The sequence below is a fragment of the Deltaproteobacteria bacterium genome (assembly GCA_016219225.1).
In the GTDB taxonomy this organism is placed as follows: domain Bacteria; phylum Desulfobacterota; class RBG-13-43-22; order RBG-13-43-22; family RBG-13-43-22; genus RBG-13-43-22.
Map to the genome: position 1 here is coordinate 1 of JACRBX010000018.1, position 13,887 is coordinate 13,887.

Sequence of the window (13,887 nt, forward strand, 5' to 3'; positions counted from 1 at the left end):
CGACAATTTTCTAAAAAAAAATAATTTGGAGAAGGGAAAACATGTCCGTCGGTTTGACGAGAAGGCCTTGAATATCCTGCTCCATTATGATTACCCGGGCAATATCCGCGAGCTGGAGAATATCATTGAACACGCCTGCCTGCTCTGTCAGGGGGATACGATCCAGGTGGACCATCTCCCCCTTTTCCTGCACACCTTACCGCCATCCAAGGGCAGAGATCTCCCCTCTCCTGTTCTAACAACCCTTGGTGATGAAGCGGACCGTCTTCGGGAAATCTTAAAGGTTCACCACTGGAATCGACAGGAAACCGCCAGAGCCTTGAAAATGGACCGGACTACCCTCTGGCGGAAGATGAAACAATATGACCTTAAACCCTAAGCAAAGATATTTAAAATTTTAGAATTCAGAATTCAGGAGTCAGAATTCAGAATGTTTCGGGCCACCGAGCAAGATTTCCATGAAATCCTGGGCTGAAACCCTTTATAAAAAACTATTTCATAGTCTGGGACTGAAACTGGGATTGGCTATCGGTCTGATCCTATTTGTGGCGGTTCTGGGCTATGCCTATTTTTTATTAAAGACCCAGGAAAACCAGGCGGTGCAAAGGGTCAGGAGTACGGCCAGGATGTTCAGTGACACCCTGCGGCAAAGTACCCATTACAGCATGCTCAAATATCAGCCCGAGGCCCTCCACCGGACCATCCAGGCCGTGGGAGAGCAAAAAGGGGTGGAGTTAATCCGGATCTTTAATAAAAAAGGGGCCATCATGTACTCGACCCGCCGGCAGGAGATCGGCCGGACCGTAAACATGCAGACCGAAGCCTGTTTTAGCTGTCACCTGAAGGACAAACCCATGGAAAAATTATCGGTGGCGGCCCGAAGCCGCATTTTTTCTTCGGGGAATGGCGGGCGGGTCATCGGTTTTATCAATCCCATCTATAATGAACCCTCCTGCAGCACCGCCGCCTGTCATGCCCATCCGGCGGATAAAACCGTTCTGGGGGTCCTGGACGTCGTCCTTTCTCTTTCTGAAGTCGATCAGGAAATAAAAAAGAATTCAAAAAATATCCTGGTCTTCGCCCTCTTTTTCTTCCTCGGCGCCTTTGGGGTATTTGAGTTCTGTATCTACTTTTTTGTGGAGCGTCCTATCAGGAGGTTACGCCAAAGTACCGGTGAAATCGCCTCCGGGGACTTTAACCGTCCCATTGAAATTCAATCATCCGATGAGATCAGGGATTTGGCTACTGCCTTTGAAGAAATGCGACAAAAAATCAAGGAAATCACAACAGCCCTGAAAGCCAGCCAGCAGGAATATCAAATCCTTTTTGAAAGCGTTCCGTGTTATATCAGCGTCCAGGACCGGAATCTTCGCCTCCTGCAGGTTAACCGGGACTTTCGAAGGGATTTCGGTGACAATATCGGGGGCCATTGTTATGAAGTTTACAAGAATCGGGTCGATAAATGCCCCAACTGCAAGGTTGAGAAGACCTTTCAAACCGGTTCCATTTACACCGGAGAAGAAACGGTTACCACCAAAGACGGCCAGATAGCCCATATCCTGGTCTACACCTGCCCGATCTATAATGAAAAAAACGATATCATTTCGGTCATGGAAGTATCGGTCAACATCACCAATTTAAAAATCCTGGAAGAAGAACGGATAAAATCGGAAGAAGCCTATCGCCTGTTGTTTAACAACGACCCCAATCCGATTTTTGTCGTCCAGGAAGACACCTTCCAAATCCTGGATGCCAATGCCCGGGCCTCGGTTCTTTACGGCTATGATAAATCCGAATTACTTTCCAAGACCTTCCTGGAATTAGTACCGGAAGGTTCACGGGAGAAATTGGATACCTTAGTCCAACTGGGATTTCTTTTAAAGAGTAAAAAAAATTTCCTGGGAAAATTAAGACAAATTCGGAAAGACGGGACTATTTTTTATGTTAACTTGCGGGCCTCCCAGGGTGTTTACCGGGACACCCCGATTTATATCATGACCGCCAACGATATCACCGAGCGTATCCAGGCCGAACAACAATTAGCCCAGGCCAGCAAAATGGCGACCCTTGGAGAAATGTCGGCCGGTGTGGCCCATGAACTCAATCAACCGCTTACCGTAATCAAAACCGCCAGCAGTTTTATCTTAAGAAAGATCAAAGGGTGCCAACCTATTTCGGGGGAGATCCTCAACACCCTGGCAGAAGAAATGGATGCCCAGGTGGACCGGGCCTCCCGGATCATCAACCACTTAAGAGAATTCGGTCGAAAAACAGAGACCCACAAAACAGCCGTTCAGATCAATGAAGCCATTCAAGGGATGCTGACGGTAATGGGAAAACAACTGGAACTCAGGCAAATTAAGGTCTTTTTGGATTTGGAACCTGAACTGCCCGATATCCTGGGTGACAAAAACCGGTTGGAGCAGGTCTTCATTAATTTGGCCATGAACGCCAGGGATGCGTTAGATGATCCGGCTGTTAAGGAAAAAAAGATCCGGATCCGATCCTTCTTTGAGAACGGCTGGGTAAAGGTTGATTTCTCTGACAACGGTTGCGGTATTCCCAAGGAAATCCAGGAGAAAATATTTGAACCCTTTTTCTCCACCAAAGGGGTCGGGCAAGGAACCGGCCTGGGGCTCTCCATCAGCTATGGCATTATCCGGGACTATCAAGGGCAAATTCAGGTCAACAGCCTGGTCGGTGCCGGCACTACTTTTACTTTGCTTTTCCCGCCCTTTAAGGAGGAAAATGGATCGAGGTAAAATATGAAACCCAAATTATTATTGATCGATGATGAAGAAGGCATTCGTAAAGTCCTGGGCATCTCCCTTCGCGATGCCGGATATGAGGTCCTTATTGCTAATGATGGGGAGAAGGGAATTGCACTTTTTCAACAGGAAAAACCCTCGATCGTTCTTACGGATATTAAAATGCCGGGATTAGACGGCATGGAAGTCTTGCGAAAGATTAAGTCCATCAATCCTGAAACGGAAGTGATCATGATCACCGGTCATGGAGAAATGGAACTGGCCATAAAATCATTGCAATTAGAGGCCTCTGATTTTATCACCAAACCTATCCATGATGAAGTGCTATTCATATCCCTGAAGCGGGCCGAAGAAAAGTCGGCCTGGAAACGTCTGGCTAAAAGGTATAACGAGGAATTGCAAAACAAGGTAAAGGAAACCACCGCTGAACTGGTGCAAATGCAAAAAGAGCTTCTCCGGGCTGAACGTCTGGCGGCTACCGGCCAAACCGTGGCCGGTCTGGCCCATGCCATTAAAAACATATTAAGCGGTCTGAAAGGGGGCCGCTTCATGGTCAACAAAGGCTTTGAACTTCAGGAGATGAAATATCTCAAGGATGGCTGGGATATGGTGGAGCGGAATATTGAAAAGATTTCGGGTCTGACCAGAGACCTGCTTAATTTTTGCCGGGACCGGGAACCCGAAAGGGAGCCGGTTAATCCCAATAATTTGATTCGGGAAGTCTATGACCTTTACCAGGCCCAGTCCAAACAACAGGGCGTTCACCTGACCCTTGACCTGGACGAAAAAATAGGAACGGTTGACCTCGATCCCCGGGGAATCCAGGAAGTCATGACCAATCTGGTAGGGAATGCCATTGATGCCTGTACCTTGGGAGAGGAGGCGGTTGAAAACCCGGAAGTGTGCATTAGAAGCTGCCTCGTGCCGGAAAATAAGGTTCTCCTGGAAGTGAGCGACAATGGTATGGGCATGGATCAGGAAATCCAAAAAAAATTATTTACGATATTTTTCAGCACCAAAGGATCCCGGGGAACGGGTCTGGGTCTTTTGTTATCCCACAAAATCGCTCAGGAACATCAGGGCGAGATCAAGGTCCAATCCGAACCCCGAAAGGGATCTGTCTTTCAGGTGATCCTTCCTCTACGACCATCCAATGAAGCAACATAATGCAACGTGCAACATTTGTTTCATTGTTACAACAAATATTCATATTTTTATCATTCAACTCAAAAGATATCCATCGATATTCAGTACCCAATGTTAGAGCGGCTCGTTAAAAACCCGTCATTCCCGCGCAGGCGGGAATCCAAGATTAATACAACTTATTAATAACACTGGATTCCCGTATTCACGGGAATGACGAGAATGGGCTCTTCCGGACTTTTTACGAACTCATCAACACTAATGGCATCAAAAATGCAAACAATAATAACAAAAGCTCCTGAAACCCTTAGCCTTCAAGGAGGTTGCCATGGCACTAAAATACGAAAAAATTCTTTATTGTACGGATTTTTCCGAGGATGCCGATTATGCCTTCCTCACCGCTCTGGACATGGCCGAAAAATATCAGGCCCAACTCTTTATTCTCCACGTTCTGCATTCACCTTATAAGTACATGCGCACTGTGGTGGATGACCAGGCAACCGGCGGAAAGGAAGCTTTTATTTCGAAGGAGATTATGGGAAAAGGCATCCAGGATTTAAAAGAACGCTATGAACCTAAGATGGGCACCTTTACCAATTACCAATTCCATTTAACCGGCGGGGTCCCTTTTGTGGAAATCGTCCGATTTGCCCGGAGCCAAAATGTGGACTTTATCGTTTTAGGCGCAGCGGGAAGTTCGGAATTGGACCGGACCACTTTTGGCAGCACCGCCGAAAATGTAGCCCGCCGAGCCCATTGCACCGTTATGGCCATTCGATATCCGGGAAAGACGTTTCAACTGGATCAATTGGGGAAATAAATTTGAAATTAGGACGCAGATTTTCGCCGATATCCGCAGATAACTTTTCTATTCGGCACTATCCGACAGAGGGAGGAAGATCATGAAAAAGAAAATATTAGTGGTGGACGATGAGATGGACATTCGCATTTTTATTTCCACCCTGGTAGAGACCAATGGTTATAAACCTCTGGTGGCCAAAGACGGTGAAGAGGGCCTGAAGATGATCAAAGAGCACAAACCCGATCTGGTCATCCTGGACGTTATGATGCCTAAGGAAAGCGGACTCAAGTTGTACCGGGAAATTAGATCCGACGAAAACACAAAACAAATCCCCGTTATCATGGTCTCGGCGGTCTCCAAAAAAACCTTCTTCCACTCCCACCGGGAACTGGACCGCTACCATGGGGCCTCCATAGCGGAACCGGAAGCCTATATCGAAAAGCCACCTGAATCCGAAGAACTCATCGCCTGTATCAGCCGGTTTTGCCCGGCATAGTCAGGGGTCAGGGGGCAGGGATCGGGGATCAGGGGTCAGGACTTAGTTCAAGAATAAAGTTTCAAGTTGCAAGATGCAAGTATGAAAAACCGAGTCGGAAATCAGGGCTGAGTAAAAGAAGAAAGCTGCAAGATGCATGTGTAAAAACCCGGATCTGTACCTTGCCTATAGCCTATAGCCTATTGCCCATAGCCTCTAAAAAGATCCTGACTGAGGCTTCAGGTTCGACAAACGACCGGCAGGAAGGAGCATTATGGAGCACACGATTCCCGAGATAATCATCGGGGAGTCCCATTTCTTGGATGAAGTAGAACAGGGAAGCGGCATCAAGGTCTCGGCCTGTTTCCAATGCCGCAAATGTACCAACGGCTGTCCGGTGACCTTCGCCATGGATATTTATCCGGATCAGGTCATGCGTTACATCCAGTTGGGCCTGAAGAAGGAAATCCGGGAAAGTGCCACTATCTGGGTCTGTGCCTCCTGTGAAACCTGCACCACCCGCTGCCCCAATGAAATTGATATTGCCGGTGTCATGGACTTCCTGAAACAATCGGTGGTTGGAGAAAAGGCCAAGGCCGCGGAAAGCAAAGTCCTGGCCTTTCATCAGGCCTTTTTAGACGATATCCGGAAAAGGGGACGGATCTTTGAAGCCGGCCTGATGCAGAGCTATATGCTCAAAAGCGGCGCCTGGCTCCAAAAGATGAAAGACCTGACCATCATGGATGAAATGCGCCTGGGTTGGACCATGTACCGAAAAGGGCGGTTGAATCTGCTTCCCAAAAAAATTAAGGGGAAAGAAGAAGTACAAAAAATGTTTAAGAATAAGCTATAGGCAATAGGCTATAGGCTATAGGAAGGAAGAAGAGAAATGGGAAAGAAAGGGTTTCGAGATCTGATTGTCTGGCAAAAGGCAAAGGATCTAGCTGTCCTCATATACCAAATCACAAGTACGGGGCCTATAAGTAAGGATTATTCTTTCAGGGATCAGATCAGGAGGACGGTCATAAGTATCGCCAGTAATATAGCTGAAGGCGATGAAAGAGATACAGATAAAGAGTCCGTTCGTTTCTTCTTTTTCGCCAAAGGTTCTCTTGCGGAGTTGAGGACACAAGTAGAAATTGCTTTCAATATTGGATATCTGCCTGAAGAAGATTACCAAAAAATCGAACAGAATTGCGAAGAGTTAGCTAAAATGCTCGGACAGCTAATTAAGGCAAGGCAAAATACCTATAAGCGCCAATAGCCCATAGCCCATAGCCTAAAAAAGGAATTTTATGAAAGTCTCCTACTACCCTGGATGTTCTTTAGAAGCAACGGCCAGAGATTATCAGGAATCGTTGTCCTATGTTTGCGGGCACCTGGGGATTGATCTGACCGAAATACCGGATTGGAGTTGTTGCGGTGCTTCGGCTGCCCATAGCACCGATGAATTTTTATCCATCGCCCTGCCCGGTCGTAATCTGGCCCTGGCCGAGCAGACCGGACTGGACGTAGTCGTCCCCTGCCCCCTGTGTTTTAACCGGTTGAAGACCGCCGGGCAGGCCCTGCAAAAAGGACCCGACAAAAATCAACCTTATCGCTTTTCCGGAAAAATCAAGGTCTGGGACCTGCTGGATTTCCTCAGTCAGCCCGAATGGCTTTCCTTGATTCAAGCCAAAGTCCAGCAACCCTTAAAGGGATTATCATTGGTGAGTTACTATGGGTGCATGGCCAACAGACCTCCCAAAATAACCGAAGCCGGTCAACCGGAAAATCCCCAGAACATGGATACCCTCCTTAAGGCCCTGGGGGCCACAGTCCATGACTGGTCTTATAAAACCGATTGTTGCGGCGCCAGCCATACGGTGTCCCGACCGGACATTGTCCACACCCTGGTCCAACGCCTTTATGAGAGGGCTTTGGAAACGGGTGCCGAGGCCATCGTGGTCTCCTGCCAGATGTGCCAGGCCAACCTGGATATGCCTCAAACCAAGATTTCGGAGATTTTTGGGAAACGATACGATTTGCCGATCTATTATTATACGGAATTGATCGGAGTTTCCTGGAAGGCCCCTGAGGCCAGGACCTGGCTTTCACGGCACCTGGTGAATCCGGTGCTTCTTTTGGAGCGAAAGGGATTGGTTTAAGAAAAATACAGGCGAGAGGCACGAGGCAAGAGGCGAGAGGCGAGAGGGGAAAACTAATCCGCCACCCATTGCCCATAGCCCATTGCCCATAGCCGAGGATATAATATGGAAGCAGCTGTCTTGGAATCTGTCCGTCAGGAAGCCGAAAAGGTTGGGGCCGTAATGGTCGTCGGGGCCGGCATCTCCGGGATGCAATCGGCCCTGGATCTGGCCAATGCCGGTTTCAAAGTCTACCTGGTGGATAAGAACATCAGTATCGGCGGAGTCATGGCCCAGTTGGACAAGACCTTTCCGACCAATGATTGTTCCACCTGCATGATCTCTCCGAAATTGATTGAAGTGGCCGGGAATCCCAATATTGAAATCATCACCCGCAGCCGGGTTAAAGGGGTACAAGGGCAGCCGGGGCATTTTCAGGTAACCCTGCATAAAGAACCCCGCTATATCGATGAAGAAAAATGCAATGCTTGCGGGGTTTGCACAGCCAACTGCCCGGTGAGAAACGAGGTGTTTCTTCCTGAAAAACATAAACCCGAAGTGGACTGGAAAGACCCCGAAGAAGAGCATTTCATCAAAGAGGTCATTGACCGATACCGGGAGGAACGGGGGAACCTGTTGCCCATCCTGCTGGCCATCAATACCCGGTTCAAGTGGCTTCCTCCTTACAGCCTTTCCTATGTGGCCGATGAATTGGACCTTTCTCTGGCCCAGGTCCTTCGGGTGGCCACCTTTTATAATGCCTTCAGTCTAACCCCAAGAGGGCGTCATGTCATCCAGATCTGCCTGGGTACGGGATGTTTTGTAAAAGGGTCCCCGGCTCTGTTGGACCGGCTGGAAAAACAACTCGGCATTCAGTCCGGGGCCACCACCGAGGACCGGCGTTTTACCCTGGAAACCGTCCGCTGCATCGGTTGTTGCGCCCTGGCCCCGGCCATTCGGATCGACCAGGATACTTATGGGAATCTGAAGCTCAATCAGATCCCTCATATTATTGAGAACTATCAATAGGGATTGAGACAGCCTATGAGAATACAGAGTTTGCAGGACTTGGATGCCTTGAAGCAAAAAGGCCTGGCCCTGACCTATCCGGAAAAGACCAAAATCTTTGTGGGTCTGGCCACCTGTGGTATTTCAGCCGGCGCCGAAAAGGTTTTTCAAACCCTTCAGGAAGAAATAAATAATGCCGGTCTGGACTTTGTGGTGGATCGAACCGGGTGTATCGGTTATTGCCAGCGGGAACCTCTGGTGGATGTCATCCTTCCCGGGAAACCCCGCCTGACCTATGAGCGCATGAATCCGGAAAAAGTCAAAAAACTGATCTCCGCCCTGAAAGAGGACCGGATCTATGAAGAAGGGCTTCTCTGCCGGATGGATCAGGACGAATTTCTCATTGAAAATGCTTTTCGGAAATATACCGGCAATGGGATGCCACCAGGATATGAGAAACTCCCGGCCTATGAGGAATTGCCTTTTTTTAAAAAACAACGCAAGATCGCCCTTCGAAACTGTGGTTTCATCAACCCCGAGCGGATAGAAGAATATATCGGCCGGGGAGGATATAAGGCCCTTTTCAAAGTTCTGACCGAAATGAATTGGGAAGAAGTGATTGCCGAGATTAAAAAGGCCGGCCTGCGGGGCCGCGGCGGGGCCGGATTTTCCACAGGACTTAAATGGGAATTCTGCCGTAAAGCACCCGGGGATACCAAGTATGTCATTTGCAATGCCGACGAAGGCGATCCCGGGGCCTTTATGGACCGCAGTATCCTGGAAGGAGACCCCCATACCGTCATCGAAGGTATGGCTATCGGGGCCTATGCCATGGGTGCCCAGGAAGGGTATCTCTATGTCCGGGCCGAATATCCCCTGGCCATCAAGCACCTGCAAATCGCCATTGCCCAGGCCGAGGCCTACGGCCTCCTGGGAAACAATATCTTCGGAACGGATTTCAACTTCAAACTCAAGATCAGGGAAGGGGCCGGGGCCTTTGTCTGTGGCGAGGAAACGGCCTTGATCGCTTCCATCGAGGGCAAGGTCGGAGAACCCCGACCACGCCCGCCTTTTCCGGCCCAGCGCGGTCTTTGGGATTGTCCGACCAATATTAACAATGTCAAAACCTGGTCCCATATCGCCCCCATCATGGCCCGGGGGGCGGCATGGTATGCCCAGATGGGCACGGAAACGGCCAGGGGGACCACGGTCTTTTCTCTGGTAGGGAAGGTTAAAAATACCGGCCTGGTAGAAATCCCCCTGGGCATCCCCTTGAAGGAAATGATTTTTGACATTGGAGGAGGCATCCAGGATGACCGGCCTCTGAAAGCCGTTCAGACCGGAGGGCCTTCCGGAGGGTGTATTCCCACCCGGTTAATGGATACGTCGGTAGATTACGAATCCCTGGGCCGCTTAGGATCCATCATGGGTTCAGGCGGTATGATTGTTATGGACGAAGGGACCTGCATGGTCGACCTGGCCAAGTATTTCATCTCCTTTACCATGGAGGAATCCTGCGGTAAGTGCACCCCCTGCCGGGAAGGGACCAAGCGGTTATTCGAAATCCTGACCGACATCTCTCAAGGCAAAGGAACGGAAAAAGACCTGATCGCTTTGGAGGAACTGGCCCTTTATGTCAAGGATGTATCCCTTTGTGGTCTCGGAGGAACCGCCCCTAACCCGGTATTAACGGCTTTACGTTATTTCAAAGATGAATATTTGGCCCATATTGTTGAGCGGCGTTGTCCGGCCGGCGTTTGTAAAGATCTGATCACCTATAGCATTAACCCGGAAAAATGCACCGGTTGTATGGCTTGCGCCCGAAATTGTCCCACGGAATGTATTACCGGCGAAAAGAAAACCCCCCACGTGATTGATCCCTTGAAATGCGTCCGTTGCGGGGCCTGCAGGGAATTCTGTAAATTCGGGGCGATTCAGGTTTTTTAAGAGGAGATGAATGACCATGATCTCGTTTACGATAGATGGACAGCCCTTAGACGTCTCCAAAGGCACTACTATCTTAGAGGCCTGTCGCAAACTGAGTATTAACATCCCCACCCTTTGCTATTACCAGGCCATTGAACCCTATGGGGGCTGCCGTCTTTGCCTGGTAGAAATCCAGCAGGGCGGCAGGTCCCGATTAAGCACGGCCTGTACCGCACCGGCCGAAGAAGGTCTGGAAGTCTTAACCGGCACCGACCGGATTATTAAAGCCCGCCAAATGACCATGGAACTCCTTCTGGCCCGCTGTCCGGAGGTCCCCGAGATTCAGCAAATGGCCGCCCAGTTAGGGGTCCGGGAGACCCGCTTTAAAAAAGAGGATAACCAGTGCATCCTTTGCGGCAAGTGTGTGCGGGTCTGTCAGGAGTTGATGGGCGTGGGGGCCATCGGTTTGATCAACCGGGGATCGGAAAAAATGATTTCCACCCCCTTTGGCCAATTCTCCGAAATCTGCCGTACCTGCGGGGCCTGTGCCTTTGTCTGCCCGACCGGGGCCATAACCCTGGATAAAATATCGGCCCGCATCCCTAAAATTCGGGGTTCGGAATTTAATATGGGGCTCTCGGAGCGTCCCAATATCTATAAGCCCTTTCCCCAGGCCGTACCGGCCATGCCGGCCATCGACGCCGAGAACTGTGTCCATTTCCTGACCGGAGACTGCGGGGCCTGTGAAAAATTCTGCCCGGCCGGGGCCATCGACTATAATCAGAAACCCCGGGAGTTAACCCTCGATGTGGGCGCCATTATTGCCAGCCCCGGATTTGAGACCTTTGAGGCCCGACTTAAAGGGGAATACGGATATGGCCGCTACCCCAATGTAATCACCAGCCTGGAATTTGAACGTTTCCTGTCTGCCTCCGGACCTTATGCCGGCCATATTCAAAGGCCGTCTGACCATAAGGAACCGACCAAGGTAGGCTGGATCCAGTGCGTCGGCTCCCGGGATGCCAGTCTGAATCAGGATTATTGTTCTTACGTTTGCTGTATGTATGCCACCAAGCAGGCCATCATTGCCAAGGAACATATTTCCACTATCGAGCCTTCTATCTTTTTTATCGATATCCGGGCCCAGGGCAAGGGCTTTGACCGTTATTATGAACGGGCCAAAAAAGATCATGGGGTCCGCTATGTGCGCAGCCTGCTTTCCCGGGTGGCCGAGAACCCCAGGAACCACAACCTGCAGGTTTCTTTTATCGATGAGACCAACACCTTCCAGACCGAAGAGTTCGACCTGATCATCCTCTCGGTCGGGCTGAAGCCCCACTCTGAGGCCTGGGAACTGGCCAAGGCCCTGGATCTTAAGACCGATCGATTCGGATTTTGTCAGACCCCGGAATTAAATGTAGTCGGCACCTCACAACCCGGCGTCTTTGTCAGCGGGGTCTTTCAAAACCCCAAGGATATCCCTGAGACAGTCACCCAGGCCAGTGGCGCCGCGGCTGAAGCCGCCGCCCTGTTATCGGAAGTGCGGGGGACCCAGGTCAAAGAGATGGTCTTTCCTCCCGAACGGGATGTGCGTCAGGAAGAACCCCGGATCGGGGTCTTTATCTGTCACTGCGGGATCAACATTGCCGGGGTGGTCAATGTCAGCGAGGCCAGCGCCTACGCCCGAACTTTACCCGGTGTGGTTTATGCCGATCACTTTCTCTTCACCTGTTCCACCGACAGTCAGGAAAAGATGGCCGAAATCATCCAGGAACAAGGCCTCAACCGGGCCATTGTGGCCTCCTGTTCCCCCAGGACCCATGAAGCCCTTTTTCAGGAAACCTTGCGCAAAGCGGGTTTAAATAAATATCTCTTCGAGATGGCCAATATTCGCGATCAATGTTCCTGGGTTCATCAAAGCGATCCGGCCCTGGCCACGGAAAAAGCCAAAGACCTGATCCGGATGGCCGTGGCCCGGACCCATCTTCTGGAACCTTTGTATGAAATACCCTTTGATGTGATCCAGAAGGCCCTGGTGGTCGGCGGCGGTCTGGCCGGACTGACCGCAGCCCTCAATCTGGCCGATCAGGGGTTTGAAACCTATCTGATTGAGAAGGGTCAGCACCTGGGTGGGAATGCCCTCAAACTCTCCCATTCCCTGGAAGGGGTTGATGTGCCCTCCTATTTAGGAAAACTGATCGAGCGGGCCAACCACCATGAACGCATTCGGATTTTCACTGAAGCGGAATTATCGGAAATCAATGGACATGTGGGGAATTTCCGGAGCACCGTCAACCATCAGGGGATGAAGAAAACCATAGAACATGGGGCCGTGGTCGTGGCCACCGGTGGTTCGGAATATAAACCCACCGAGTATCTCTATGGACAGGATTCGCGAATAAAAACCCAGTTGGAATTTCATCAACTGCTTTCCCAGGCCCCTGATACCATTGGCCCGGCCAAAGAAATAATCATGATCCAGTGTGTCGGCTCCCGGGATGAAGACCATCCCTACTGTTCCAGGGTCTGTTGTTCCTCAGCCGTTTCCAATGCCTTAAAAATCAAAGAAGTTAGTCCTCAAACCCGGGTCACCATTCTCTATCGGGATATGCGCACCTATGCCCAGAAAGAACTTTATTATAAAAAGGCCCGGGAGGCCGGGGTACGATTTGTGCGCTATGAAGGAGATCAAAAACCGGAATGCACCCTGGAGGGAACAAAGCTTCTGGTAACGGTCCTGGATCGCAACCTGAACCGGGCCATCCGCTTCAACCCCGATTATCTGATTTTGAGCAGTGCCATCCGCCCCAATCCGGAAAGCAAACCCCTGGCCTCGGTGTTAAAGATCCCCTCCGATGCCGATGGATTTTTCTTGGAGGCCCATATCAAGCTTCGTCCCGTGGATTTTGCCTCTGCCGGCCTGTTTCTCTGCGGCCTGGCCCATGGTCCCAAATTTATGGAAGAGAGTATCTCCCAGGCCAAGGGGGCCGCAGCCCGGGCGGCCACCATCCTGGCCCAGAAACAGATCAATGTGGGCGGTCAGGTGGCCGTGGTCGACCAGGAACGGTGCGTCGTCTGCATGACCTGTGTCCGCACCTGCCCCTTCGGGGTTCCCCAGGTGGACGACGAAGGCATGATTTATATCAACCCGGCTTCCTGCCAGGGGTGCGGCAACTGCGCCAGTGCCTGTCCCCGCAAATTGATTCAGGTCCAGCATCAGCGGGACGACCAGATCATCGCCAAGGAAACGGCGATTTTTGAATGGCTGGCGGCTTAGTAAAGTTCGGAGTTTAGAGTTCGGAGTTCGGAGAAACCCGTTTTCATGGTCAGTAATGCTTCAGAGAAGCATGAGGACTTAACAGGGAGACAAGTAATTATGCCGGTTTATGAACCCAAAATTATCGCCATGGTCTGCACCTACTGCACCTATACGGCGGCGGATATGGCCGGTTCCATGCGTCTTCAATATCCCCACAATGTGCGCATCGTTAAACTGTTGTGCACCGGCAAGGTGGATATCCTGCATATCCTGAAGGCCTTTGAGGCCGGTGCCGACGCCATCATGGTCGGCGGCTGAGAAGTGGGAGACTGCCATTTCCTGGAAGGAAATCTCAGAGCCAAAGAAAGAGTCGCGCACAC

At 50.6% G+C, this 13,887-nt stretch carries 12 protein-coding genes; all 12 read left to right on the forward strand.

Annotation, left to right across the window (positions count from 1 at the left end; all coding sequences use genetic code 11):
• Window positions 1-25: 25 nt before the first annotated feature.
• The 12 genes from HY879_01395 (at window position 26) to HY879_01450 (ending at window position 13,825) form a co-directional block, all read left to right on the forward strand.
• The gene (locus HY879_01395) at window positions 26-379 is read left to right on the forward strand and encodes a hypothetical protein (GenBank protein MBI5601989.1); all 354 of its coding nucleotides are present in this window, start codon (window positions 26-28) and stop codon (window positions 377-379) included.
• A 79-nt stretch (window positions 380-458) separates the two neighbouring features.
• The gene (locus tag HY879_01400; GenBank protein ID MBI5601990.1) at window positions 459-2,762 is read left to right on the forward strand and encodes a PAS domain S-box protein; all 2,304 of its coding nucleotides are present in this window, start codon (window positions 459-461) and stop codon (window positions 2,760-2,762) included.
• A 3-nt stretch (window positions 2,763-2,765) separates the two neighbouring features.
• Entirely contained in the window at window positions 2,766-3,935 is a 1,170-nt protein-coding gene (locus tag HY879_01405; GenBank protein MBI5601991.1) for a response regulator, read from the forward strand.
• Window positions 3,936-4,239: 304 nt separating this feature from the next.
• On the forward strand, window positions 4,240-4,731 hold the full coding sequence (locus HY879_01410) for a universal stress protein (GenBank protein MBI5601992.1): 492 nt from the start codon (window positions 4,240-4,242) through the stop codon (window positions 4,729-4,731).
• Window positions 4,732-4,813: 82 nt separating this feature from the next.
• On the forward strand, window positions 4,814-5,209 hold the full coding sequence (locus HY879_01415; protein MBI5601993.1) for a response regulator: 396 nt from the start codon (window positions 4,814-4,816) through the stop codon (window positions 5,207-5,209).
• A 253-nt stretch (window positions 5,210-5,462) separates the two neighbouring features.
• Window positions 5,463-6,041: a 4Fe-4S dicluster domain-containing protein gene (locus HY879_01420; GenBank protein ID MBI5601994.1), complete on the forward strand. Its 579-nt coding sequence runs from the start codon at window positions 5,463-5,465 to the stop codon at window positions 6,039-6,041.
• Window positions 6,042-6,077: 36 nt separating this feature from the next.
• Window positions 6,078-6,452 carry a four helix bundle protein gene (locus tag HY879_01425; protein MBI5601995.1) on the forward strand — a complete coding sequence of 125 codons (375 nt, stop codon included), beginning with the start codon at window positions 6,078-6,080 and terminating at the stop codon, window positions 6,450-6,452.
• A gap of 31 nt (window positions 6,453-6,483) precedes the next feature.
• Window positions 6,484-7,335, forward strand: a complete 852-nt coding sequence (locus HY879_01430) for a CoB--CoM heterodisulfide reductase iron-sulfur subunit B family protein (GenBank protein MBI5601996.1) — start codon at window positions 6,484-6,486, stop codon at window positions 7,333-7,335.
• 105 nt (window positions 7,336-7,440) lie between these two features.
• Window positions 7,441-8,343: an NAD(P)H-dependent oxidoreductase subunit E gene (locus tag HY879_01435; GenBank protein ID MBI5601997.1), complete on the forward strand. Its 903-nt coding sequence runs from the start codon at window positions 7,441-7,443 to the stop codon at window positions 8,341-8,343.
• A 15-nt stretch (window positions 8,344-8,358) separates the two neighbouring features.
• Entirely contained in the window at window positions 8,359-10,269 is a 1,911-nt protein-coding gene (locus tag HY879_01440; GenBank protein ID MBI5601998.1) for an NADH-quinone oxidoreductase subunit NuoF, read from the forward strand.
• A gap of 10 nt (window positions 10,270-10,279) precedes the next feature.
• Window positions 10,280-13,525, forward strand: a complete 3,246-nt coding sequence (locus HY879_01445; protein ID MBI5601999.1) for an FAD-dependent oxidoreductase — start codon at window positions 10,280-10,282, stop codon at window positions 13,523-13,525.
• 99 nt (window positions 13,526-13,624) lie between these two features.
• Window positions 13,625-13,825 (forward strand): hydrogenase iron-sulfur subunit, encoded by a 201-nt coding sequence (locus HY879_01450; GenBank protein ID MBI5602000.1) that lies wholly within the window; start codon window positions 13,625-13,627, stop codon window positions 13,823-13,825.
• Window positions 13,826-13,887: the final 62 nt, after the last annotated feature.